General features: G+C 64.0%; 17 protein-coding genes, 2 tRNA genes and 1 pseudogene. 13 read left to right on the top strand and 7 right to left on the bottom strand.

Features of this window, described 5'->3' with window-relative positions; all coding sequences use genetic code 11:
* The first annotated feature begins 49 nt into the window (after positions 1–49).
* Together AUR_RS14195 and AUR_RS14190 are read left to right on the top strand one after the other, a co-directional pair.
* Entirely contained in the window at positions 50–2,239 is a 2,190-nt protein-coding gene (locus AUR_RS14195; protein WP_062095258.1) for a prolyl oligopeptidase family serine peptidase, read from the top strand.
* A gap of 77 nt (positions 2,240–2,316) precedes the next feature.
* A tRNA-Ser gene (locus tag AUR_RS14190) sits at positions 2,317–2,405 on the top strand.
* Positions 2,406–2,476: 71 nt separating this feature from the next.
* Here the strand turns inward: AUR_RS14190 and AUR_RS14185 are convergent.
* The 3 genes from AUR_RS14185 to AUR_RS14175 all read right to left on the bottom strand — a co-directional run bounded on the left by AUR_RS14185 (position 2,477) and on the right by AUR_RS14175 (position 7,545).
* On the bottom strand, positions 2,477–3,604 hold the full coding sequence (locus tag AUR_RS14185) for an IS1249 family transposase (RefSeq protein WP_164888660.1): 1,128 nt from the start codon (positions 3,602–3,604) through the stop codon (positions 2,477–2,479).
* Positions 3,605–3,782: 178 nt separating this feature from the next.
* Complete coding sequence (locus tag AUR_RS14180) at positions 3,783–5,222, bottom strand: MFS transporter (RefSeq protein ID WP_031217322.1); 1,440 nt, start codon at positions 5,220–5,222, stop codon at positions 3,783–3,785.
* A gap of 157 nt (positions 5,223–5,379) precedes the next feature.
* Entirely contained in the window at positions 5,380–7,545 is a 2,166-nt protein-coding gene (locus AUR_RS14175) for a RecQ family ATP-dependent DNA helicase (protein ID WP_021474674.1), read from the bottom strand.
* A gap of 124 nt (positions 7,546–7,669) precedes the next feature.
* On the opposite strand from AUR_RS14175, the gene AUR_RS14170 reads away from it, so the two are divergent.
* The 4 genes from AUR_RS14170 to AUR_RS14155 all read left to right on the top strand — a co-directional run bounded on the left by AUR_RS14170 (position 7,670) and on the right by AUR_RS14155 (position 11,358).
* Positions 7,670–9,088, top strand: coding sequence for a phosphomannomutase/phosphoglucomutase (locus tag AUR_RS14170; protein WP_062095254.1), 1,419 nt, complete (start codon positions 7,670–7,672; stop codon positions 9,086–9,088).
* Positions 9,089–9,100: 12 nt separating this feature from the next.
* Positions 9,101–9,544 carry a hypothetical protein gene (locus tag AUR_RS14165; protein ID WP_021474535.1) on the top strand — a complete coding sequence of 148 codons (444 nt, stop codon included), beginning with the start codon at positions 9,101–9,103 and terminating at the stop codon, positions 9,542–9,544.
* Between the two features lie 24 nt (positions 9,545–9,568).
* Entirely contained in the window at positions 9,569–10,063 is a 495-nt protein-coding gene (locus tag AUR_RS14160) for an RrF2 family transcriptional regulator (RefSeq protein ID WP_021474536.1), read from the top strand.
* A gap of 137 nt (positions 10,064–10,200) precedes the next feature.
* Positions 10,201–11,358 (top strand): globin domain-containing protein, encoded by a 1,158-nt coding sequence (locus tag AUR_RS14155; RefSeq protein WP_021474537.1) that lies wholly within the window; start codon positions 10,201–10,203, stop codon positions 11,356–11,358.
* A gap of 138 nt (positions 11,359–11,496) precedes the next feature.
* On the opposite strand, the gene AUR_RS14150 is transcribed toward AUR_RS14155, so the two are convergent.
* The gene (locus AUR_RS14150) at positions 11,497–13,323 is read right to left on the bottom strand and encodes a phosphoenolpyruvate carboxykinase (GTP) (RefSeq protein WP_062095252.1); all 1,827 of its coding nucleotides are present in this window, start codon (positions 13,321–13,323) and stop codon (positions 11,497–11,499) included.
* Positions 13,324–13,607: 284 nt separating this feature from the next.
* Here AUR_RS14150 and AUR_RS14145 point away from each other — a divergent pair.
* Positions 13,608–13,681, top strand: a tRNA-Arg gene (locus AUR_RS14145).
* Positions 13,682–13,785: 104 nt separating this feature from the next.
* Here the strand turns inward: AUR_RS14145 and AUR_RS14140 are convergent.
* Both AUR_RS14140 and AUR_RS14135 read right to left on the bottom strand, forming a co-directional pair.
* Entirely contained in the window at positions 13,786–15,024 is a 1,239-nt protein-coding gene (locus AUR_RS14140) for an IS110 family RNA-guided transposase (protein WP_062095250.1), read from the bottom strand.
* A 483-nt stretch (positions 15,025–15,507) separates the two neighbouring features.
* Positions 15,508–16,236 carry a FadR/GntR family transcriptional regulator gene (locus AUR_RS14135; RefSeq protein ID WP_021474541.1) on the bottom strand — a complete coding sequence of 243 codons (729 nt, stop codon included), beginning with the start codon at positions 16,234–16,236 and terminating at the stop codon, positions 15,508–15,510.
* A 337-nt stretch (positions 16,237–16,573) separates the two neighbouring features.
* On the opposite strand from AUR_RS14135, the gene AUR_RS14130 reads away from it, so the two are divergent.
* From AUR_RS14130 to AUR_RS14105, 6 genes and pseudogenes are all read left to right on the top strand, one after another.
* A complete protein-coding gene (locus AUR_RS14130) occupies positions 16,574–18,196 on the top strand; it encodes an ABC transporter substrate-binding protein (RefSeq protein ID WP_021474542.1) in 1,623 nt (540 codons plus the stop codon).
* Between the two features lie 129 nt (positions 18,197–18,325).
* A pseudogene (locus AUR_RS14125) lies at positions 18,326–19,210 on the top strand (ABC transporter ATP-binding protein); the annotation flags it as partial.
* A complete protein-coding gene (locus AUR_RS14120; protein WP_062095246.1) occupies positions 19,207–20,022 on the top strand; it encodes an ABC transporter ATP-binding protein in 816 nt (271 codons plus the stop codon). The pseudogene AUR_RS14125 and the gene AUR_RS14120, both read left to right, overlap by 4 nt.
* 37 nt (positions 20,023–20,059) lie before the next feature.
* Positions 20,060–20,977: a dihydrodipicolinate synthase family protein gene (locus tag AUR_RS14115; RefSeq protein WP_062095244.1), complete on the top strand. Its 918-nt coding sequence runs from the start codon at positions 20,060–20,062 to the stop codon at positions 20,975–20,977.
* Positions 20,978–21,007: 30 nt separating this feature from the next.
* Positions 21,008–21,991, top strand: coding sequence for an ROK family protein (locus AUR_RS14110; RefSeq protein ID WP_062099022.1), 984 nt, complete (start codon positions 21,008–21,010; stop codon positions 21,989–21,991).
* Between the two features lie 10 nt (positions 21,992–22,001).
* Entirely contained in the window at positions 22,002–22,688 is a 687-nt protein-coding gene (locus tag AUR_RS14105; RefSeq protein ID WP_062095238.1) for an N-acetylmannosamine-6-phosphate 2-epimerase, read from the top strand.
* A 109-nt stretch (positions 22,689–22,797) separates the two neighbouring features.
* On the opposite strand, the gene AUR_RS14100 is transcribed toward AUR_RS14105, so the two are convergent.
* Positions 22,798–24,252, bottom strand: coding sequence for a dihydrolipoyl dehydrogenase family protein (locus AUR_RS14100; protein WP_062095236.1), 1,455 nt, complete (start codon positions 24,250–24,252; stop codon positions 22,798–22,800).
* Positions 24,253–24,276: the final 24 nt, after the last annotated feature.

The raw sequence follows: 24,276 nt of genomic DNA, 5'->3' as shown, positions 1-24,276 counted from the left end.
ACTTCTGCATGACTTGCTTCCCTTTTACCTGTGTTGCTTGGATGGGGCGATGACCACCACAGCAGCTGATCAATCGCCCTTGCCCGAAGAACGCGAGCAGCCAGGGCCCCGCCACGCCGACGTCGCACCCGAGCCAACGGATGAGTTTGTCTGGTTGGAGGACATCCACGGCGAAGAACAGCTGGCATGGGTCCGTGAACAAAACGCCCGAACCGAAGAACTCCTGGAAGACGCCGGATACGCGGCGGTGGAAGCGGGCATCCTGGAGGTCCTGGACTCCACCGACCGCATCGCCATGGTGAACAAGCGGGGGGACTTCTACTACAACTTCTGGAAGGACCGGGAACACCCCAAGGGCCTCTGGCGCCGCACCACGTGGGAGAGCTACCTCTCCGACGCACCGGACTGGGACGTGCTGCTGGATGTGGACGCCTTGGCAGCCTCCGAAGGTATCGAGTGGGTGTTCCACGGGGCCGGCTTCCTTCGCCCGTCCGACGGTTCCGACTACCGGCTCGCCATGGTTTCCCTCTCCCCCGACGGCGGCGACGCCAACCGGTACCGCGAATTCGACCTCGCCACCAGGACGTTCGTGGACCCGGCCGATGGTGGCTTTGACCTACCCACCGCGAAGGGCCATGTCAGCTGGCTCGATGCAGACACTCTCCTGGTCTCCAGCACCGCCGACGGACTACCCGCAACTTCCTCCTCCTACGCCCGAACCGCGGTGAAGCTGCGCCGCGGCGAATCCCTGGCATCAGCGGAACAGATCTTCGAGATCCCCGAAGACCACATGCTGGCCATGGTCGCCCACGACTCCACGCCAGGCTTTGAGCGCACTTTCGCCGTGGACTACATCGACTTCTACAACCAGCGGACGTCGCTGCTCCATGACGGCGCCTGGATGGACATCGACGTCCCGACGGACGTCAACATCAGCGCGCACCGCGAATGGCTGATGTTCCGTCCACGGCACGACTGGTCCGTTGCCGGCGTCCAATACCCTGCCGGCTCCCTCCTCGCGGCAGGCCTTGAAGAGTGGCTGGCCGGCACACGCGACGTGGTGGTGCTGTTCACGCCCGACGACCACACGTCCCTGCAGTCCTGGAGCTGGACCAGGGACTACCTGCTGCTGAACCTGCTGCGGGACGTCTCCTCCGAGATCCGGGTGCTGGACCCCTCAAAGCCGGACGACTCCGGTTCCTGGGCCTGGAGCACCCTGGACGCCTGTCCCCCGCTCCATGACGTCAACGCCTATGCAGTGGACGACGAGGACGAATCCGGCGCCGGAAACGACTACTGGTTGGTGGCCACAGGTTTCACTACTCCCACGACCCTCACGCGCGGCTCACTCGGACCTGCCGGGAGCCACCACGAAGAGGTGAAGCGCTCGCCGTCGTTCTTCAACGAAGCCGGGTACGAGGTCCAACAGCACTTCGCTGTTTCGGCCGACGGCACCCGCATCCCTTACTTCCAGGTCGCTTCCAAAGATCTGGTCCTGGACGGTCAGAACCCCACGCAGCTCTCCGGCTACGGCGGGTTCGAGGTCTCCCGCACCCCTGCCTACAGCGGAACGATCGGCCGGGCATGGCTTGAACGCCGCACCACCGGGGAGGACGCCCACGTCCGCGGCGGGGTCTACGTGGTGGCCAACATCCGCGGCGGAGGCGAATACGGACCGTCCTGGCACCACGCAGCCCTCCGGGAAAACAGGCACCGCGCTTACGAGGACTTCGCAGCGGTTGCGCAGGACCTCATCTCGCGGGGAGTCACCAGCCGGAAACGCCTGGGGTGCGTGGGCGGCTCCAACGGCGGGCTGCTGGTGGGCAACATGCTCACGCAGTACCCCGAACTGTTCGGGGCGATCTCCTGCGGGGTGCCGCTGCTGGACATGCGCCGATACACGAAGCTGTCCGCCGGATACTCCTGGATTGCCGAATACGGAGATCCCGATGTGCCCGGGCAGTGGGAATTCATCCGCACGTTCTCCCCGTACCACTTGCTCCGTGACGGAGTGGAATACCCGGAAACGTTCATCTGGACTGCGACCTCGGACGACCGCGTGGGTCCCGTCCAGGCCCGGAAGATGGCCGCCCGGATGCAGGCCATGGGCATCCCCAACGTCTGGTTCCACGAAGCCTTGGAGGGCGGGCACGCCGGAGCTTCGGACAACAGGCAAGCCGCCGCGCTGCAGGCCAGGAGCAACCACTTCCTCTGGCGGGCGTTGGCCGGGGGCGAGTAAGGCCCAGGCTTGGTTGACGGCTGTTTTGCACTGTGCCGCACGTTCTGCGTATCCTTGGTGGGCTAGCAATAGCAATTGGAGACGTGCCAGAGCGGCCGAATGGACTTCACTGCTAATGAAGGGTCGGGGTTAAACTCGACCGGGGGTTCAAATCCCCCCGTCTCCGCGAAGTGGTCCCGGTTTTCGAACCGGGACCTTTTGGGTTATAGGACAAAACGTGTGTAAATCCCGGGCGTGTTAGGTGCGTCCTGCCCAGCCGGTGCGGTGCCAGAGGCCTTCGTCTGGGCTGAGGCCGGTGCTGTAGAGCTCTGGGCCTGGTTCTTGTTCCTGCAGGGTCTGGGTTGTTCTCTTGGCTGGTCGGTAGTAACTCGTTTCGATGAGCGCGGCCGGTGGGCGGGGTTGCTCGCTGTGTAGGTAGAGGTACCACTCGATCGCTCGCTTTTGGTGTTCCTCGCCCATGCCGCGGTGAGTCCGCAGGATCAGCCGGAGTTGGGCGTTGGTGCCGCCTTCGATCCTGTTCGTTGTCGAGGCGATGTCCAGCCCGTTGTATTCACGGCTCAGGTAGGTGAAGAGCGTGCCGGCCTGGCCGAGGCGTTCGAGCAGCCGGTAGGCCTTCCGGAGCCTGTCGTGGGTGTACCACCAGGCCTGATTCGATCGGACCCATCCCGGAGCAACGGCCGTCGCGGCGCGGTAGGTGCGGGCTTTGACCAGGGCCCCGTGTTCCTGGTGCCAGGCATTGAGCCCTGCCAGCCATGCTGCTGCTTCGGCCGGGGCGTTGATCCGTGTCAGCGCCCGTCCTAGCCGCAGCAATGCCCTGCCTGCCTCTGTTCTGGGCCGGCTGGTCAGGTAGGTGCGGACGTTCCGCTGGACATGGACCAGGCAGCGTTGGACCGCGGTTTCGGACCAGCACTCCGACAGGGCAGCGGCGATCCCGGACCCGCCGTCGGTGATCACCACCCGTGGTGCCGGGAACCGTTGCAGCAACGCCGCCCACGCGGTCTTCTTCTCGGTGTCACACCACTGCCAGCCCAGCACATGTTCCCCGGCAACAGCGATCAAACAGCACCACGAGCCGACGTAGATCCCATCGACCTGGATCTGGTCATGGACCTCACCGGTGGCAGGGATCCGCGGGACGATGTTCCAGCACCAGGCAGTGCGCCGACGGAAGGACCGGGCCGTGCCAAACGAGGCAGCAGCGGCCTGGCCGGTGGTGCCCATCAACCAGCCAAGGAACGCTTCCAACTCGGCCCTGCGACTGACATCCGGGCGTTCACCAGAGCGGCTCGACCCGCAGTTCAGGCACCGGTAGCGTTGTTTGCCCGCTGACGTTTTCCCGTTCCGAACCAGCGTTTGGCCACACACCAAACATTTCCCAGATATGCAAGCACCCCAGCCACACTAAGCTCCAAAAGCTTAGCTACCCCGAATTTCGCCCGCCGATACTGAGAAGCAAGCCCCTCCGTTACACACGTTTTGTCCTATAACCCGACCTTTTGCGTTTAACCCGGGGTTGCAGGACCCCCTTCGAGGGTTAGCGGCGTTAGCGGGGTTGGCGGCCACGACCGCCTGCACTGACCTCCGCGCCGGCATCCCGGTGAAGCATCAGGCTGTCCACGGTACTCACGAGCATCAGTACTGCCATGGCCAGGAAGGCCCCTTTGTAAGCGGTGTTCTCCCCACCCAGGAACCCGGCGGTTTCGAACAACCGGAGGAACAGTGCTCCCACGGCAATTCCGGCACCGGCCGCCAGCTGCACCAGCGTGGCAGAGATGGCATTGGCCGACGGCAGTTGCTCAGGGACGATATCCGCGTACTGCACCGAGGCGTACGCGGAGAAGCCGATGGACCGGAAAGCGCCGCTGAGCAGCAGCAGGCCGAAAATTACCGGCTCGGGAGTCTCGGCCGACAGGAAGGCGCACAGAACAAACGTCACCGCCGAGGCGAAAGAGGCAAAGACCAGTACGGGCTTGAACCCGAACCGCCGGATGATGGGGGTGGTAGCCGGTTTGATGCCGATGTTGCCCACAAAGACCGCCGCCACCATGACACCGGCCTTCAGGGGATCCCAACCGAATCCATCCTGGAACATCAACGGCAGCAGGAAGGGAACCGAGCTGATGGTGAGCCGGTAGATGAAGCCGCCCGTGGACGTGGCACGGAAAGTCCTCGTTCCGAAGACCCCAAGGTTGAACAGCGGGACTTTTGCCCTGGTCATCCACCAGACCGCTCCGGCCAAGGAAAGGACGCCGCCTCCAACCACTACCGCAGCCACCAGCCCCGGTGTGTGGCCGCCCAATGTTTCAAGGCCTACCACCAGGGCACCCACGCCAAGCGTCGTCAGCAACAGTCCCAGCCAGTCAAGCCTGCGTTTATCCCCGACGGCGGTCCGGGGAACCAAGCGCAGCGCGGCGATGAATGCGGCCAGGCCCAGCGGGAGGTTGATGAGGAAGATCCAGTGCCAGGAGAGGAACGTCGTCAGCGCTCCGCCGACCATCGGGGCCAACACCGGTGCAAGAAGGCCCGGCCACACGAGGTAAGCGGTGGCACGGAGAAGCTCGGACTTCGGCGTTCCCCGGAGGACCACCAGCGTCCCGACCGGAACCATCATGGCCCCGCCCGCACCTTGGGCCACCCTGCTGAGCGTGAGCATCGTCAGGTCCTGGCTCACCGCGCACAGCAGGGACGCGATCGTGAATACTGCAATGGCGAAGCAAAACACCCTCCGGGCGCCCATTCGTTCCGCCAGCCAGCTGCTCAACGGTATCCCCATGGCCACAGTCACCAGGTAGGCGGTCATGGTGATGTTGACATCTGCTGCGGGCACGCGGAAATCGGAGGCGATGCTCGGGATCGCGGTGGTCAGGACGGTTCCGTCCAGGAACTCCATGAAGAAGGTGGCCGCCACCAGCAACGCGAGCTTTGGCTGCCACATGCTCTCACTTGGGGCTGCGACGTCGGTGCGGTTCGATTCTGTGCTCATGGCTCCGGTCCGGATCAAACGGTATCCCGCGCTGGGAAGCGGGTGTGTTTCATCGATCCTATAGACGGGATGTGGGAGCGATCACAACATGACACAACCTGGCCGGGCATGACACGGGTCCTGCAGCGGTCCTGTCCGCAGCAAGGGGCGGCGGCCGCTATCCAGCCTGGGCCAACGCCAGGGGAAGGACCGCCCCCGCACCTGCTTCCCGGAGGCACCGGCCGGCCACCGTCATGGTCCACCGACTGTCGATGAGATCGTCCACCAGGAGCACAGGCTGTCCTTGCGCGCCCACCAACGCCTGGCCAAGTTCTTCACCCACCGCAAACCGTTCCCATACTCCCGCAAGGCGGTAAGCGCTGTTGCCACCCCGGGCTCCAACGGGTCCGCCATGTTGAGGTTGCAGGGCACCCAAGTACGGCATGCGGCCTATGCCGGCGATTCCCCGGGCCAGCGAGTCCACCAGCTGTGGTTTGCTCCTGGAAGGAACACTCACAACGGCCACCGGACGGCCCGCTCCACTCCACGCCGTCCCGCCCTCGGCACCGGACCACTCCCGCAGCACCTGAACGCAGGCTTGGAGCATGGCAGGGTCCACTTGGCGGTCCGGAGCGCCGGCGGCAAAGAGTTCACGCAGCGCTCCGCCCCAGCCCAGGTCGGTCAGGCGGGCCAGGACACGCCCTTCCGCCACGGACTGGTCCGGCTTGATCTTGCCCTTCACCGCCACACCCAGCCGGTCCATTCCGGACGGCCACTGCAGCCTCGGCTCCACCACAATTCCCGCCCGGCGAAGCGTTTGCCCCGCAGCGTCAGCGGCTGCCTCGGCAATGTCCTTCGGGAACCACTGCCCGGCACAGTTGTCACAACGGCCGCAAGGTGCCGCGGTTTCATCGTCAAGGACTGAGGTGATGTACTCCATGCGGCACCCCGAGGTGTCCTCGTAGACGATCATCGATTCCTGCTCGTCCACGCGTGCCTCGGCAATGCGGGAGTAGCGTTCAGCATCGTAGGCCCAGGGTTGCCCGGTTGCCTTCCAGCCACCTCCAACCCGTTCCACCGCTCCATCCACGGCGAGCACCTTGAGCAGCAGCTCCAGGGGCGTCCGGCGCAGGTCCACCCTCGCTTCCAAGGCCACCGTGGAAAGGGCGGAACCAGCTTCATCCAGGACGTTCAGGACGGCCTGCGCTTTCTCGGCCGAAGGCATCGAAGCGGTGGCGAAGTATTGCCAGATCTCGCGGTCTTCGGAGCCGGGAAGCAGCAGGACGTCGGCATTCGCAGCGCCACGTCCGGCACGGCCCACCTGCTGGTAGTACGCGACAGGCGACGACGGCGCGCCCAGGTGGATGACGAAGCCGAGATCGGGTTTGTCGAACCCCATGCCCAAGGCTGACGTCGCTACCAGCGCTTTGACCTGGTTGTCCTTCAATAATTGCTCCGCGCGCTCCCTGTCCGCGGGATCGGTGCGTCCTGTGTAAGCCAGGACGTTGTGCCCCGCCTCGGCAAGCAGGCGGGCGGTGTCCTCGGCGGCGGAAACGGTCAGGGTGTAGATAATCCCGCTGCCGGGCAGATCGTTCAGATGCGTGAGCAACCAGCCAAGGCGGTCCCGGGAGTCAGGGAGGTTAAGCACTCCCAACCGCAGGGATTCCCTGCCCAAGGGGCCGCGGATGGTCAGTACCCCTTCCCCGAGCTGCTCCTCGATGTCATGGACAACACGCGAGTTCGCCGTGGCCGTGGTGGCCAACACGGGGACGGTTTCCGGCAATTGCGTGATCAGGTCCGCGATGCGGCGGTAGTCCGGCCGGAAATCGTGGCCCCAGTCCGAAATACAGTGCGCTTCATCAACCACCAGCAGACCCGTCCGCCGGATCAACTCGGGAAGCTGGTTCTCCCGGAAGGAGGGATTGGTCAGGCGTTCCGGGGACACCAGCAGGACATCGACCTCGTCCGCCGCCAGCTGGGCCAGGACCGTATCCCACTCCAATGCATTTGCCGAGTTGATGGCTACGGCCCGTACACCTGCCCGGGCCGCAGCAGCCACCTGGTCCCGCATGAGCGCCAGCAAAGGGGAAACAATCAAGGTTGGCCCCGCCCCGCGCCTGCGCAGCAACAGGGACGACACGAAATAGACGGCGGACTTCCCCCACCCGGTACGCTGCACCACCAGGGCCCTGCGTCCAGCGTCCACCAGCGCTTCGATGGCCTCGAATTGTCCGTCATGGAACTCGGCTTGGGGATTCCCGACGAGCTCCCTGAGGCATTCAAGCGCCTGCTGGCGTGTAGGCGACTGCACAGGAAGAGCGACATTTTGCGGGATGTTGGCCATGTCCCCAGTATTGCAGCAGGGCCTGACAGCGATAACGGGCAGGAAGGGCTATGTGGACAACCGTTCTCCACATAGCCGGGAGGCGGTTCATGCCCATTTGCACCCTCACAGTAGGATTGAGCGCGTGACTAGCGAGCAGACTAAGACCTTTGACCTCTCGGCCTCTTTCAAGGCGTATGACGTCCGGGGCATCGTGGGGGAATCAATCACGGCCGAGATCGTAGAGGCCGTGGGTGCTGCATTTATCGACGTCCTTGGGTTGGAGGGTGAGACCGTTCTGGTTGGCGGGGACATGCGGCCTTCCTCGCCCGAGTTCAGCCAGGCGTTCGCCAAGGGCGCTGCCACCCGCGGCGCCAACGTGCAGTTGCTGGACCTTATTTCCACGGACGAGCTGTACTACGCCTGCGGCGCGCTTAATGCAGCCGGCGCGACGTTCACTGCCAGCCACAACCCGGCCGAGTACAACGGCATCAAGATGTCCAAGGCCGGAGCCCAGCCCATCTCTTCGGAGAGCGGTTTGAAGGAGATCCAGGCCCTGGCAGAGGAATACCTGAACCAGGGCAGCATCCCGGCCGCCGCCACGCGTGGCCAGGTCGGTGTGCGGGATGTCCTGAAGGACTACTCCGAGTACCTCCGCAAGCTCGTGGACCTTTCCGGTTCCCGGCCGTTGAAGGTTGTTGTCGACGCCGGCAACGGCATGGCGGGGTTGACCACCCCTGCGGTCCTGGGTGACAAAATCCTCCCGGGCCTGCCTTTTGAGATTATTCCGCTGTACTTCGAGCTTGATGGATCGTTCCCGAACCACCCGGCCAACCCGTTGGAGCCGGAGAACCTGCGTGATCTGCAGACCGCCGTGGTCAAGCACGGTGCGGACATCGGTTTGGCTTTCGACGGCGATGCTGACCGGTGCTTCGTTGTTGACGAGAAGGGTGACCCGGTGTCTCCTTCGGCGATCACCGGCATGGTGGCCCGCCGTGAAATCGCCCGGGCAAAGGCCGCCGGGGAAGAGACTCCGGTGATCATCCACAACTTGCTCACGTCCAAGGCCGTGCCGGAGCTCGTCGCTCTTGATGGCGGCCGTGCTGTCCGCACCCGGGTGGGCCATTCCTTCATCAAGGCCGTGATGGCTCAGGAAAGTGCCGTGTTCGGCGGGGAGCACTCCGCCCACTTCTACTTCCGGGATTTCTGGAATGCGGACACCGGCATGCTGGCTGCCATGCACGTGCTTGCCGCGTTGGGCGAGCAGGACGGTCCGCTCTCCGAGCTGGGCCGCCAGTACGAGCCCTACGTTTCCTCCGGTGAAATCAACTCCGAGATCGAGGACAAAGCCGCAGCGGTAGAGCGCGTTCGGGTCGATTTCGAGTCCGAGGACGTCGAGATCGACAACATGGACGGCAGCACATTTACCGCCAAGGACGGCAGCTGGTGGTTCAACCTGCGCCCGTCCAACACCGAGCCCTTCCTTCGTCTGAACGCCGAAGCGAAGGACCAGCCCACCATGGAGAAAATCCGCGACCGCGTCCTGGCCATCGTCAGGGCATAGGGGAGCCATCATATGAGCCACGAACCTCAAGCAGCGGGGAATGCGGCGGAGCAGGAACTCAGGGACACCTTGGGCACAGCCATTGGCACGGCCCAGGAACACCTCCTGCAGAACGGCGGCTTCCTCCCCTTCGGAATCACCTTGTCCAATGACGGTGAACTCAGGATCGTCCTGGTAACCCCGAATGAGCCGGACGAAGACGGTCACCTCGATGCTGAGCAGATGCTTGCCGACGTGCAGGAGCTCCTCAAGCAGGGGCGAAACGACTACCGCGCGGTAGCCGTTGCCTACGATGCCAGCCTGCCGGAACATGGTTGCGATGGAATCACCGGCGCGGCCGAACACAGGGACGGCACCGTACTTGCCGCGATAGTTCCCTATCATGTAACAGACGATGGGTTCACCTTTGAGCCCATGGAGCCGGACACCCACGAGCCGTCAGTCTGGGTGGACTAGACCCGCACTACCTTAGGTGAAGCGATGAAGATCAACGCGTTCGCAGATGTAAGCCTCCGCGCCATCATGGTGTTGGCAGCTGCGCCCGAGGGGACTTTGCTGACCACTCAGGCTGTGGCGAATGCCGTCGGCACCCCGTACAACCACGTGAGCAAAGCAATGGTCCGGCTCCGCGAACTCGGCCTGATCGACGTCGAACGTGGCAGGCTTGGCGGCTCCCGGCTCAACGCTGCCGGTCGTAAAGCAACCGTGGGGCAGCTCCTCCGCCACCTGGACAGCAGGCAAGACCCGGCGGAGTGCCAATCCCCCAACGGCGACTGCCCGCTGCTGACCGAGTGCGGTTTGCGCCATGCCATGAAGCGGGCCAGGGAAGCTTTCTACAAGGAACTCGACACCGTGGTGATCGCGTCCCTGCCCCACGCCCGCCAGATGAATCCGGTCTTCGCTACCATCGGCTTGCGTCCCCAGTTCGGCACGGATCCGTCACCCGCTTCCCAGCCCGCCGTCACCACGGCGTGAGACCTCCGGCGTAACGAACCCCCTCGATTTGCACTTCTTTTCTACGGGGAGTAGAAATTGATCTAAATACAGGTATTTGAAATACATGTATTGATCCGGTCCGGCGCAGGTGCACGGACCCCAACCCCAGGAGAACCATGCTCTCGGAAAAGTCCCGCCCCGTCATCGAAGCCACCCTTCCGCTGGTCGGATCGAGGATTGGCGAAATCACCGCCGATTTCTACAACCGCTTGTTCACAGCACACCCCGAACTCCTGGATGGTCTTTTCAGCCGATCGAACCAGCGTTCCGGCGAGCAGCAGAAGGCTTTGGCCGGGAGCATTGCCGCTTTCGCCACGCACTTGGTGAACAACCCCGGCACGCTGCCGGAAAAGGTCCTCTCCCGCATTGCGCACAAGCACGCTTCGTTGGGCATCGTCGAGGAGCAGTACGGCGTGGTTTACGAGCACCTCTTCGCAGCCATTGCCGCCGACCTGGCCGATGTCATCACCCCGGAGATCGCAGAAGCATGGACCGAGGTGTACTGGCTCATGGCGGACGCCCTGATCAAGTTGGAGAAGGACCTCTACGCAGCGCAGGCCAACACCCGCATGTGGATGCCGTGGCGCGTCGTCAGCAAGGAAGCAGCAGGCAAGGATGCCATGACCTTCACGCTGGAACCGGCCGATGAAACCCCCATCACGGAAGCCAAGCCAGGACAGTACGTCAGCGTCAAGGTCACCCTTCCTGACGGCCTCCGCCAGGTGCGCCAGTACTCGCTGTCCGGCGACGCCGGCACCAGCCGGATCTTCACCACCAAGCTCAACGACGGCGGTGAGGTCTCCACCGCCCTGCACACCGCCGTCGAGCCCGGGGACATCCTGGAGATCTCCAACCCCTATGGCGAAATCACGCTCAAGGACGAGGCAGGCCCGGTGGTTCTCGCTTCGGCCGGCATCGGCTGCACGCCCACCGCTTCCATCCTGCGCTCCCTGGCAGATACCGGCACTGACCGCGATGTAGTGGTGCTGCACGCCGAACGTTCCATGGACAGCTGGGCGCTCAGCGGCCAGATGACCGCCGACGCCGCCAGGATCGATGCCGACCTGCAGCTGTGGCTTGAGACTCCGCAGGCCGGCGCCAAGGAAGGTTTCATGTCGCTTCGCGAAGTCGATCTTCCGGCAGATGCCTCGCTCTACCTGTGCGGCCCGCTGCCCTTCATGAAGAAGATCCGCGACGAGGCCATCGAAGCGGGCATCCCGGCAACGCGGATCCACTACGAGGTCTTCGGTCCGGACGTCTGGCTCGCCAACTAAGGCAAGGAACGACGGCGGCCTGTCACCTTTCGTACAAAAGGTGACAGGCCGTCGTCGTTCACTCAGGGACGCCATTGTCCCTAAGAGGTTCTGCACCTCCGGAGGTTCCTACCTCCGGAGGTTCTTGCTTCCCGAGGTTTAGGCCAGGCGGCTCTTCAGGCCGTCCAGCTCGGACTTCAGCGCCGCCGGGAGCGATTCGCCGAAGTTGGCGAACCACTCTTCAATGGAGGCCAGCTCGGTGGTCCATTCGTCGGCATCCACACGGACGGCTGCCTCCACCTCTGCCGGGGTCATGTCCAGGCCCTCGAGGTCGATGGATTCACCGGTCGGCACGAAGCCGATGGGGGTCTCCACGGCGTCGGCCTTGCCTTCGAGCCGCTCGATGGCCCACTTGAGCACGCGTGCGTTGTCCCCGAAGCCAGGCCAGGCGAAACCGCCGTCAGCCGTGCGGCGGAACCAGTTGACCAGGAAGATCTTGGGCAAACGCTCGGGATTGGCCTTCGCTGACAGGTTCACCCAGTGGTTCAGGTAATCGCCGGCGTCGTAGCCGATGAACGGAAGCATCGCCATCGGATCGCGACGGACTACGCCCACGGCACCGGCCGCTGCAGCGGTGGTCTCCGACGAGAGGGTGGCGCCCATGAAGATGCCGTTTGACCAGTCGCGGGCCTCGGTGACCAACGGGATGGTGGTCTTGCGGCGGCCACCGAACAGGATGGCGGAGAGTTCCACGCCCTCGGGGCTGAAGTACTCTTCGGCAAGCATGTCGATCTGGTCGATCGGGGTGCAGAAGCGGGAGTTCGGGTGCGCGGCCGGGGCCTCCGAGTCCGGAGTCCAGGAGTTGCCCTGCCAGTCGGTCAGGTGTGCCGGGGTCTCCTCGGTCATGCCTTCCCACCAAACTCCACCGTCGTCGGTCAGTGCGACGTTGGTGAAGATGCTGTTGCCCTTGGCAATGGCACGCATGGCGTTGGGGTTGGTACCCCAACCGGTGCCCGGCGCAACGCCGAAAAGACCGGCTTCCGGGTTGACCGCGCGGAGCTCGCCTTCCTTGCCGAAGCGCATCCACGTGATGTCATCGCCCAGGGTCTCAACTTTCCAACCCTTGATGGTGGGGTCCAGCAGGGCGAGGTTGGTCTTGCCGCAGGCGGAGGGGAAGGCCGCGGAGACGTAGTAGGTCTTCTGCTCGGGAGAGGTCAGCTTGAGGATGAGCATGTGCTCGGCCAGCCAGCCTTCGTCGCGGGCCATGACCGACGCGATGCGCAGCGCGTAGCACTTCTTGCCCAGCAGGGCGTTTCCGCCGTAGCCGGAACCGAAGGACCAGATGGAGCGCTCTTCGGGGAAGTGGACGATCCACTTTTCCGGGTTGCACGGCCATGCGACGTCGGCCTGGCCGGGTTCCAGCGGTGCGCCGAGGGAGTGCAACGCCGGTACGAAGAACGCGTCGGTCCGGGTGATGCGTTCCAGAACGTCGGTGCCGATGCGGGCCATGATGCGCATGGAAGCAACCACGTAGGCGGAGTCGGTGATCTCAACGCCGAACTTGGGGTCTTCAGCATCCAGGTGGCCCATGACGAAGGGAATGACGTACATGGTGCGGCCGCGCATGGAGCCGGCGAAAAGTCCGCGCAGCTTCTGCTTCATCTCGGCCGGGGCCATCCAGTTGTTGGTGAAGCCTGCGTCGCGCTCGTTCTCGGAGCAGATAAAGGTCTGCTCCTCTACACGGGCAACGTCAGCGGGATCGGAGAAAGCTGCAAAGGAGTTCGGGAACGTCTCCGGGTTGAGCCGCTTCAGCGTGCCGGCCTCAACCAGCTCGTCTGTCAGCTTCTTGTTTTCTGCTTCGCTACCGTCAACCCAGTGGATGCGGTCCGGCTGAGTCAGTTCAGCTACTTCTTCGACCCAGGCCAGCAGGCGTGCATGCGTAGTAGGTGCCTTCTCAAGCAGCGGCAGTCGCGCCAGATCGCCCATTGCGGTTCCCTTCGTCGGGTTCGGTGGTGTGTCCTAAACGATAGGGGGCGCGGACCAGACCAATCCGTTGTCAGACATCGGACAAATGAGGGCCGCGCAAATGAAAACCGCGGAAAATCAAGGAATCCAGTTTCTGAAGGGCTGATTTAAGTGACGAAGGTCACCTAGACCGGTCTAGTTAGGCAGATTACAGTCTGTCGATTTGGAACTTCACGTGAACTTCTGTAAAGTTTATTGAGGTTCGAGGGGGTCAGAGAAACAGACCGCCGAGAATCACCAAGAATGCGCCCATAGCTCAGCTGGATAGAGCGTCTGTCTACGGAACAGAAGGTCAGGGGTTCGAATCCCTTTGGGCGCACAGATAAAGACCCGCACCGGTTCGCCGGTGCGGGTCTTTTGTTTTCCCCGTCCCACCCCCACTCCCCTCCCACCCCTCCCAACTAATACGAAAGTGGAGGTTGGTTAGGCTGCGTTGGCCGGGGTGATGGTGACGTTGTAGCCGAGGTTGTTGAGTTGTTTGATGGCGTTGTTCTTCGCTCGGGTTGGGTTGATCCTGTTGAAGTGGTCGGCGCCGGGGTCGGTGTAGCACTCGCCGTTGCGGAGCATGTGCCAGGCTGCGGTCAGGAGGGAATGTTCGACGGCGACCAGGGCCTTGTTCTTACCTGAGCGGGCGGTGATGCGTCGATACTTTGCGGCTAGGTAAGTGTCCTTGGACCGGGCTGCAGACATGGCTGCGGTGCCTAGGGCTGCTTTGAGGTATTTGTTGCCGGGCATGATGTGGCTGGATTTGATGTGTCCGGCGGACTCGTGGGCGGTGGGACAGACCCCTGCCCAGGAAGCGAGCCGGGCGGGGGTTTCGAAGACGTCCATGTCAGCGCCGGTCTCGGCGATGATCACTTCGGCGATTCGTTGGGAGACTCCGGGGATGGTGGCCAGGGCTTCCCTGGCCTCACGAAAGGGTTCCATCGCCTCCTCGATGCGTCCGGTGAGGGTGTCGATGGCGCGGTTGTGGGCATCGATCTGGTCCAGGTGCAGCCTTGCCATGAACGCGTGGTGGGGCCTGAACCTGCCGGTCAGGGCATCGACCAGGGCGGGGATTTTCGAGCGCATCGTCCCGCGAGCCATCCCGGCGAGAACCTCTGGGTTCCGTTCCCCATTGATGAGGGCTTCGAGCATGTCCCGGGAGGAGACCCCGGTCAAATCTGAAACGACGGAGGAGAGTTTGATCCCGGAGCTCTCCAGGAACTTCTCCAGCCTTTGGATTTCCCGTGCCCGGTCCCGGACCGCGATTGCCCTGGCCCGGGTGAGGTCCCTCAGGTCGCGGATCGGTTCCGGGGGCACGAACGAGGCCCGCAACAGCCCGTGCGCGGCCAGTTGGGCCAACCAGGCAGCGTCCGAAACATCGGTCTTCCGTCCCGGGATATTCCGGGCGGCCTTAGCATTGACCAGCATCACCGGGAGCGTCTCTTCGAGCAGGTAGAAGAACGGTTTCCAGTAATCGCTGGTCGCTTCCATCACCAACACAGTGACATGCTCGCGTTCCAGAAACTCCCGCAACTCCAGGATCGCCCCCGTGGTCGCACCCCAGGAAGTGACCTTTGAGGTGTAGGTCCCGGCCCGGGTTCCCGGGACCCGCACGCAGACCTTCGCGTCGCGTTTGGAGATATCCATTCCAGCGGCACGCTCGTGAACAATATCCATTCCAGCTTCCCTCCAACACTGATGACTGTGCTGACAGTGTCTGTCTCGGGGAGGACAGGGATTATTCAGGAATCTAATACCCGTGCTTAAGAGCAACAATCCACGGTTCCCGTGGGAGTCCTCCACGCCACGCTAAGTCACGGACTCAAGGCACCAAGTTGGTTCGGTGTTCACCGAGACAGACACCACCATGATCCACCCGCCGTGCCCGCCCTGACCACAGCTAAGGCAGGTCGAACGCATACTTTCCCCAACCCACGGCGCGCCAGCGGCGCCCACACGCTAAGTCGCAGCTGTGCGCCTTTAGACGGCTCTAAACGCGCGCTAATGCGACCTAGTTGGGGAAGTAGGGAGTTGAGCGGTGGGGCAGGGAGTTTGCGGCTGCGGGTGGTGGCGGGGCAGGGAAAGTGCGTTGAGCGGAAACGGCAAGGGCCGCCGTCGTACTTGAACAGAAGTACGACGGCGGCCCTTGGGTTCGGCGCGTTACTCGCCCACGGCCTCGCTGATGCGGCGGCGGATACCGTCGAAGTGGCGGTTGAGCAGTTCGGCTGCGAGGGGCTTGTCCCCGGCTGCCACGGCGGTGTAGATATCGCGGTGCGTGGCGGCGGTCTTGACCAGGTCCTCGTTGCCGGCGCCTATCTCCACGTGGATCTTGCGGTAGACCTTCCAAAACACGCCCATGAGGTTGATGAGGAGCTCGTTGTTGAGGGGCTCGAACAGGCGGCGATGGAACTCGGCGTCGGCGGCGACGAAGTTCTCGCCCGAAGCCGCCAACTCCTCCATCTGCTTGACCGTTTCCTCAATGGAGGCCAGCTGCTCGGGCGTCATGACGTCAATGGAAGATGCGATCAGGCCGGATTCCAGGGCTTGCCGTACGTCTACCAGTTGCAGGGCTTCGAATCCCTGATGCCGCAGGGAGAGGCGGCCGCGGAAGGTCAGCCCGTCCGCCAGGGCATCGAAGTTGCTCGGAGCGACGAACATGCCGAAGCCATGGCGGATCTCGATCACACCCAGGGCCTGGAGCACCTTCAGGGACTCCCTGAGCGTGTTGCGTCCTACTCCGAGGGCTACGGACAGTTCACTCTCCGTGGGCAGGGGGTCGCCGGCCTCGAGTTCGCGCTCGAGGATCAGTTCCATAATGTCCGACTGCAAAGCCCGCAGCCGCGCCTGTGCACTGAACCGCGCCTGCGGTACTACACCGGAAGTTGTCATGGCGCTCTCCTTGCCAAAGCAGTTACCGCTGCGCAGGCTCGACGCCTCCGCCGCCGGCAAGTGCGGGTGTTAATATTGGAGCGAGCTTAGCGCCCACTGCAGATTGATGATTGCAGCATACAATATCGGATGTCCCACCTCCCTGATAAGTATGCCGCGGAATTTCCCTGGAAGTCCCGCTCCCGGGCCCTCGAACAGTCGCCCCGAAGGCCTTCCGGAACACCCCGGCGTGACCTGATTCTCACTTGACGTTCGTTGTGACCACCCTTACAGTTTCACTATGAGCATCGGACGTCCTACATCCGATAACCCACGATAAGTGAATTGTGAGGCCCCTATGAGCAAGACGATCAATAGCCTGCCGCTGGTCAACGACGCCAGCCGCAGGAACTTCCTGAAGCTGAGTGGAGCCGTCGGTGCCGCTGCTGCTTTCACCGCGACCCTTTCTGCGTGCGGCGGCGCTGCCAGCACCACGAGCAGCAATGCGACCAACACCGCTGCGGTCAACAAGGACCTCACCATTGAGGCGGGCATCTCCTACGCGCTCTCCACGGGCTTCGACCCGTTGAGCTCCTCCGGTGCAACGCCCATGGCAGCCAACCTGCACATCTTCGAAGGCCTCATCGAACTGCACCCGGCAACGCGCGAGCCATACAACGCCCTCGCCGCAGCGGACCCCAAGAAGGTCAACGACACCACTTACCAGGTGACCATCCGCGAGGGTGCCAAGTTCCACGACGGCTCTCCGGTCACCACCGAAGACGTCGCATTCTCCTTCACCCGCGTCATGGACCCGGCCAACAAGTCGCTGTTCTCCCAGTTCATCCCGTTCATCCAGGACGTCAAGCCCTTGGACGGGAAGACGGTCGAGTTCACCCTCAAGTACGCCTTCCCGGGCTTCGGACCGCGTATCTCCGTGGTCAAGATCGTTCCCAAGGCACTCGCCACTGACCTCAAGGCATTCGACGCCAAGCCGGTGGGCTCCGGCCCCTACAAGCTCGTTTCCGCCGTGAAGGACGACAAGATCGTCTTTGAAGCCTTCGCCGACTACAACGGCCCGAAGCCCGCCCTCGCCAAGGGCATGACCTGGCTGCTCCTCTCCGACGCCGCGGCCCGCGTCACGGCAGTCCAGTCGGGACGCGTCCAGGCGATCGAGGATGTCCCCTACCTCGATGTGGACGGCCTCAAGTCCAAGGTCAAGGTCGAGTCGGTGCAGTCCTTCGGCCTTCTGTTCCTCATGTTCAACTGTGCCAAGGCACCGTTCAACAACAAGCTGGTCCGCCAGGCCCTGCACTACGGCATGGACAAGGAAGCCATCATCAAGAAGGCCCTGTTCGGCAACGCCAAGGCCGCCAGCTCCTACTTCCAGGAAGGCCACCCGGATTACGTCAAGGCCAAAAACGTCTACGGCTACGACGCCAAGAAGGCTGAGGACCTGCTCAAGGAAGCAGGCGTCACCAACCTCGAATTCGAACTCCTCACCACCGACACCGCGTGGGTCAAGGACGTCGCTCCGCTGATCCTCGAATCCTGGAACAAGCTCCCGGGTGTCAAGGTCACCGTCAAGAACCTCCAGTCCGGTGCTTTGTACACCGACCGCGTGGGCAAGGGCGACTACACCGTGGTTGCCGCCCCGGGTGACCCGTCAGTGTTCGGCAACGACGCGGACCTTCTCCTGAGCTGGTTCTACTCGGGCAGCACCTGGATGGAAAAGCGCGCCTTCTGGACCACGCCCGAGCGCACCAAGCTCCAGGAACTCATGGACAAGGGCTCGCAGGCCTCCGGCGATGCCGCCAAGAAGACGGTCGGCGAAATCGTGGACCTCGTCTCCGAAGAAGTCCCGCTGTACCCGATCTTCCACCGCCAGCTGCCCAGCGCTTGGGACGAGAACAAGCTCAGCGGCTTCCGGCCCCTGCCCACCACCGGCGTGTCCTTCATCGACGTCGGACGTACCGCTTAGTCGGTCCCCCACCGTTGCGGGGCCCGCCTTGCGTCCCGGGTTCCCCTCCCGGGCCGCAAGGCAGGGCCCGCAACCCTGCTGTACCTCTACCTCGATCGAAGCGAAGCGCACCGACCGCCTCCCGCAGGTGTCCGTGAGGGCGAGACGATGGGGCTGGTCGGTGAGTCCGGCTGCGGCAAATCCATCACCTCGCTCGCGGTCATGGGCCTCCTGCCGAAAACCGCCTACATCAGTGGTTCCATCAAGTTCGACGGCAAGGAACTGCTGGATCCGAAGACCGGGCACAGCGATCCGAAGGCCTACGTCGGACTGCGCGGTGAACAGATCGCCATGGTCTACCAGGACGCCCTCAGCTCCCTGAACCCGTCCATGAAGATCAAGGAGCAGATGGAACAGCTCACCAAGCGCGGAGGCCGCAAGACTCCGACCGAGCTGCTGGAAATGGTGAAGCTGGATCCCGTCCGCACCTTGGCCAGCTACCCGCACGAGCTCTCGGGCGGCCAGCGACAGCGCGTGCTGATCGCCATGGCCCTGTCCCGTTCGCCCAAGATCGTGGTGGCCGACGAGCCCACGACAGCCTTGGACGTCACCGTCCAGAAACAGGTAGTGGACCTGCTCAACGAGTTGCGCGAGCAATTGGGCTTCGCCATGGTGTTTGTCAGCCACGACCTCGCTTTGGTCGCTTCCCTCGCCCACCGCATCACGGTTATGTACGCCGGCCAGGTGGTGGAGTCCGCGCAGGCGTCGGAGCTCCTGCAGAACCCGAAGCACGAATACACCCGTGGCCTGCTGGGTGCGGTGCTGTCCATCGAGGCCGACGCCGCCAGGTTGCACCAGATCCCGGGAACCGTACCGTCGCCACGCGACTTCGCAACCGGTGACCGTTTCGCCGCCCGCTCGCTCAGGCCCGACGCCGACCCGCACCAAAAGCTGGTCCTCACGCCCGTCGCTTCGGCGAACGGTGAGGACACGGACCACTACTGGGCCAGCCACTTGAAGGAGGACGCAAAGTGAGCGAATCACTTCGCCGGGATTCGAAGCCCGTGATCGAGCTCAAGGACGTCAAGGTCTACCACCATGCGCGGACCGGCGGGTTGTTCAGGCCGAACATCGTCAAGGCAGTGGACGGCGTGGACTTCACCATCAGCCGCGGCGAGACCGTGGGCATCGTCGGTGAGTCCGGCTGCGGCAAGTCGACGCTTGCCTCCGTGCTGGTCGGACTCCAGCCCCCGACGTCGGGCAAGGTCCTGTTCCACGGGAAGCCGGCCATCAAGCGCAACGCGGCCATGCGCAAGGAGTTCGGCCGTTCCGTGTCCGTGGTTTTCCAGGACCCGGCAACGGCGCTGAACCCGCGCATGACCATCCAGGACATCCTCACCGATCCCCTGCAGGTCCACGGCATCGGCACCGCGTCCAGTCGTGCGGCAAAGGTCAAGGAACTGCTGGCGCTGGTTGGCCTGCCGCAATCGGCAGCCGAAGTGACGCCGTCGCAGGTTTCCGGCGGCCAGCGCCAGCGTGTGGCGATCGCCCGCGCACTGGCCCTGGACCCGGACATCATCGTGGCCGATGAACCGACCTCCGCGCTCGATGTGTCCGTGCGTGCACAGGTGTTGAACCTGCTCTCCGACCTGAAGACGCAGTTGAACCTGGGCATGGTGTTCATTTCCCACGACATCCAGACCGTCCGCTATGTCTCGGACCGGATCTGCGTCATGTACTTCGGCAAGATCGTCGAACAAGGAACCGCCGCGCAGGTGTTCGACAACCCGAGCAACGACTACACCAAAAAGCTGCTGGGCGCCGCGCCGAGCCTGCTCCACATCTAGTTTTTCCCCTCACAAGTTACAACCAACGGAGATTTCTGTGTCCACTCAGTTCCAGGGCGTCATTCCCCCGGTCATCACCCCCCGCCACGCCGACGGCAGCGTCGACACCGACTCGCTGAAGAACGTCACCAAGCACCTGATCGACGGCGGTGTGGCCGGGCTCTTCGTCCTGGGCTCCTCCGGCGAGGTCCCCTACCTGACCAACGCCGAGCGCGAACTGGTGGTCACCACCATCGCCGAAGCCAACGCAGGTGCGGTTCCCCTGATTGTGGGTGCCAACGAGCAGACCACCAACCGCGTCATCGAGGAAGCCCGGAAGGTAGTGGACCTCGGCGCCGACGCGATCGTTGTCACGTCCATGTACTACGCGATCGGCAACGTCGCGGAGACCGAAACCCATTTCCGCAGCATCCACGCGGCCATCGACAAGCCGATCTTCGCCTACGACGTGCCCGTCCGCACCCACTTCAAGCTGCCCACCGACCTCCTGGTCCGGCTTGGCCGCGACGGCGTGATTGCCGGCGTCAAGGACTCCTCCGGCGACGACGTCTCCTTCCGCCAACTGCTGCTGCAGGCCAAGGACATCCCCAATTTCGATATCTTCACCGGACACGAAGTGGTGGTGGACGGCGCACTCCTCGGCGGCGCACAGGGCGTTGTTCCCGGCCTCGGCAACGTTGATCCGGCCGGCTACCGCCGCCTCTTCGATGCCGCGCAGGCTGGAGACTGGGCCCTGGCCGCGCGGGAACAAGACCGTCTGGCCGATGTGTTCGAGATCGTCTACACCCCCAACGGCCGCGTTTCCGGCGGCGCTGCGGGCCTGGGCGCTTTCAAGACCGCCCTGCAGGTGATGGGCATCATCGAGTCCAACACCATGAGTCAGCCCATGCTGACCCTGAACGACGCAGAGACCGCCGCGATCCGCGCCATCCTGGAACGCAACGGGCTGGTCTAGTCCTCAATGACCGGTTCGATGACCGCTTCCATGACCCACGTGATCGGCGTTGACCTCGGCGGTACCAAAACCGCCGCCGGGGTTGTCTCAGAGTCGGGGGAGGTACTGATGTCGGGGACCATTCCGACGCTGAACCGGACCGGTGGCGAAGCAATCCTGGATGCCACCGCAGCGCTGGTTTCGGGCTTGGTTGAGCGCGCTGCCGACGCCGGACTGACAGCGTCCGGCGTCGGCGTCGGCTCCGCGGGAGTCATCGACGCCGCGGCCGGGACCGTGGTCTCCGCAACGGATGCCATCCTGGGCTGGACCGGAACGAAGCTTGTTGCAGGGCTCTCCGCCCGTGTGGGACTTCCGGTCCGGGCCGTCAACGACGTCCATGCGCACGCCCTCGGCGAGGCATGGCTGGGTGCAGCCGCAGGCACCGACAGTTCCCTCATGGTCGCCTTCGGTACAGGCGTGGGCGGCAGCTTTGTCCTGAACGGCTCGCCGTTCCTGGGACACCGTTTTGTTGGCGGCCATGTGGGGCACTTCGCGTCCCCCTACGCCGTAGTGGACGGAAATCCGCTGCCCTGCGTGTGCGGTGGTTTCGGGCACGTGGAAGCCGTCGCTTCCGGGCCCGCCATCCACGCGGCCTACCTCCGGTTCGGTGGTCTGGCGTCGGAGGCCGCCGATACCCGTGGTGTGTTCGCGATCGCCCAGGGGAACCACGACGCCGTGAGCGGCGTCGCTGCCACTGCCGGCGCCGCTCCCGGTGCCGTGGTCGCCGCCCGTGCCGCCGTCGGGCTCGGTGCCAAAGCCGCCGGGCAAGCCCTGGGCGGCCTCATCAATATCCTTGACCCTGAAGTCGTGGTGGTGTCCGGCGGCCTTGCCGACGCCGGGGAGCTTTGGTGGAAGCCCATGGAGACCGCCCTGCGCCAGGAACTCCTGGCCCCTTTGGCTTCCGTACCGGTAGTTCGCGCCACCTTGGGTAATACGGCGGCGATCGTCGGCGCTGCGAAACTCGTTCTTAAGTAAGGAAGGGACCATGATCCTCACCGCCGAAGGCCTCGAGGCCCTCCGTTCCCAGCTGATTGTTTCCTGCCAGGCGTACCCCGGCGAGCCCATGCGTGATCCCCGCACCACCGGCCAGGTGGCGGCTTCCGCAGTCATTGGCGGTGCTGCGGCCGTCCGCGTCCAAGGGTTGGCGGACGTGCAGTTCACCCGCGCCGCCGTCGAGGTGCCGGTGATCGGACTCTGGAAAGACGGCCACGACGGCGTCTTCATCACACCCACCCTCCGTCATGCCCTTGCCGTGGCGAATGCCGGCGCGCATGTGGTGGCCATTGACGGGACTCGGCGTGCCCGGCCGGACGGCCTGTCCCTGGCAGAGACCATTGCCGGTATCCATGCCGAATCCCATGCCTTGGTGATGGCCGACTGCGGCTCGTTCGACGACGCTGCCGCTGCCGTCCAAGGCGGTGCAGACCTCATCGGAACCACCCTCGCCGGGTACTCTGGCGAGCGCCCCAAGACCGATGGGCCGGACCTGGCGTTGCTGGCGGAAATCGCTTCGGCGAACCTGGGCAAACCGCTTATCGCCGAGGGCCGCATCCATACACCCGCCCATGCCCGGCAGGCCCTCGATGCCGGCGCCTTCGCAGTAGTGGCCGGCACGGCCATCACCCACCCGGCGTCCATTACGGGCTGGTTCAAGGGTGCGATGCACGCGTAGCACCAAAATTTGCTCAATCATTAGCCGCATGCCCTTCCCGCAACCCCGTAGTTATAGGGGATACGAGGGTTCAGACGGGAATGATGCAGCAAATTTTTGCGGTCGCAGCTTAGAGCCCGTACTTCTCCAGCAAGCGAAGCCACACTTCGCTCAGGGTGGGGAAGGCCGGGACGGCGTGCCAGAGGCGGTCAAGGGGTACCTCGCCCACAATCGCGATGGTCGCGGCGTGGAGGAGTTCAGCTACCCCGGGACCCGCGAAGGTTGCGCCCAGAATGACCCGGCGGTCCTCATCGACGACGATCTGCGCCCAGCCTTTGTAGTCGGGCGAGTAGAGCTGCGATCCGGAGACGTTGATGGGTAATTCGACACCCGTGACGTTCTTTCCGTCCAGAAGAGCCTGCTCAAGGCTCGGGCCTACGGAGGCAACTTCGGGGTCCGTGAACACGACGCTCGGTACAGCGTGGTGGTTGGCGGTTTGGGCCCAAGGGCTCCAAGGCTTGGGCGTGCCATGCAGCTTGCCCTTGGCCCGTGCGACGATTGCGTCTCCGGTGGCGCGGGCCGCGTACTTTCCCTGATGAGTCAGCAAGGCCTTCCCGGCAGCGTCGCCCACAGCGTAGAGCCAGTAGCCGCTGGTGCCGTCGCTTGCCGGGCCGTCCACCAGCCCGCTGACGTCCGTGGTCAGTGTGAGCTTCCCGCCGTCGGCGGCGAGGCCCACATTTTCCAGGCCGAGGTTTGCCAATGCGGGGTGCCTCCCGGAAGCAACCAGGAGTTCGTCTGCGCTCACGGTACTTCCGTCGAACGTGATGGTCAGTGACCCGTCGTCGTCCTCTTCCACCTTGTCGACGTCGGTGTGCAGGTGCACTGCCACGCCGTCCGCCCTGAGCCCGGCGAGGACCAGTGCGGCGGCTTCCTCCGGGTAGCTGCCGAGCAAGCGGCTCCGGGCGATGAGCGTGACCATGGAGCCCAGCCGGGCAAAGGCCTGGGCCAGCTCGACTCCGGCCACTCCCCCGCCGAGGACGGCGAGCCGCCTGGGTATCTTCTTGGCTGCGGTGGCTCCCCGGGTGGTCCAGAACGGAACGTCGGACAATCCTTCCACGTCGGGGACCGTGGGGCTGGAACCCGTAGCGATGACCACGGCGTGGTGGGCCTTGAGCGCGTAGCTGTTACCGTCCAGGCCATCGACTTGGACTTCGCGGGGCCCGGTAATTCGTCCCCGTCCCCGGATGAGCTCAATGCCCGTGCTCTCAAGCCATTCCACCTGGCTGCCGTCCTGCCAGTTGTTGGTGAACCAGTCCCGGTGTTTGAGGGCTGCTTCAGCATCCAGGACTCCCGTAATGGCCTCGGTTGCGCCGGGGATCAGCTGGGCTGCGTGCAAGGCGCTGCCGGGACGGAGGAGGGCTTTGGAAGGGACGCAGGCCCAGTACGAACACTCACCGCCCACGAGCTCGGCTTCGATCACCACGGCAGACAAACCGCCTTGCACCACACGGTCCGCGACGTTCTCTCCGACGGCGCCCGCGCCGATCACGATTACGTCGAATTCGCGGGAATTTTCGGCAGTCATGGGAGAAGCCTACGCCGGGAGCCG

This window comes from Paenarthrobacter ureafaciens, from assembly GCF_004028095.1.
GTDB lineage: Bacteria > Actinomycetota > Actinomycetes > Actinomycetales > Micrococcaceae > Arthrobacter > Arthrobacter ureafaciens.
Note: the sequence above shows the minus strand (reverse complement) of the source record. Positions and strands in the feature narration are given on the sequence as shown.

What these genes read in the sequence shown, in the direction of transcription:
- AUR_RS14195 (WP_062095258.1), top strand. Translation starts at nt 50, where the DNA reads ATGACCACCACAGCAGCTGATCAATCGCCCTTGCCCGAAGAACGCGAG.
- AUR_RS14180 (WP_031217322.1), bottom strand. Translation starts at nt 5,222, where the DNA reads ATGAGCACAGAATCGAACCGCACCGACGTCGCAGCCCCAAGTGAGAGC.
- AUR_RS14175 (WP_021474674.1), bottom strand. Translation starts at nt 7,545, where the DNA reads ATGGCCAACATCCCGCAAAATGTCGCTCTTCCTGTGCAGTCGCCTACA.
- AUR_RS14165 (WP_021474535.1), top strand. Translation starts at nt 9,101, where the DNA reads ATGAGCCACGAACCTCAAGCAGCGGGGAATGCGGCGGAGCAGGAACTC.
- AUR_RS14160 (WP_021474536.1), top strand. Translation starts at nt 9,569, where the DNA reads ATGAAGATCAACGCGTTCGCAGATGTAAGCCTCCGCGCCATCATGGTG.
- AUR_RS14155 (WP_021474537.1), top strand. Translation starts at nt 10,201, where the DNA reads ATGCTCTCGGAAAAGTCCCGCCCCGTCATCGAAGCCACCCTTCCGCTG.
- AUR_RS14150 (WP_062095252.1), bottom strand. Translation starts at nt 13,323, where the DNA reads ATGGGCGATCTGGCGCGACTGCCGCTGCTTGAGAAGGCACCTACTACG.
- AUR_RS14140 (WP_062095250.1), bottom strand. Translation starts at nt 15,024, where the DNA reads ATGGATATTGTTCACGAGCGTGCCGCTGGAATGGATATCTCCAAACGC.
- AUR_RS14135 (WP_021474541.1), bottom strand. Translation starts at nt 16,236, where the DNA reads ATGACAACTTCCGGTGTAGTACCGCAGGCGCGGTTCAGTGCACAGGCG.
- AUR_RS14130 (WP_021474542.1), top strand. Translation starts at nt 16,574, where the DNA reads ATGAGCAAGACGATCAATAGCCTGCCGCTGGTCAACGACGCCAGCCGC.
- AUR_RS14110 (WP_062099022.1), top strand. Translation starts at nt 21,008, where the DNA reads ATGACCCACGTGATCGGCGTTGACCTCGGCGGTACCAAAACCGCCGCC.
- AUR_RS14105 (WP_062095238.1), top strand. Translation starts at nt 22,002, where the DNA reads ATGATCCTCACCGCCGAAGGCCTCGAGGCCCTCCGTTCCCAGCTGATT.
- AUR_RS14100 (WP_062095236.1), bottom strand. Translation starts at nt 24,252, where the DNA reads ATGACTGCCGAAAATTCCCGCGAATTCGACGTAATCGTGATCGGCGCG.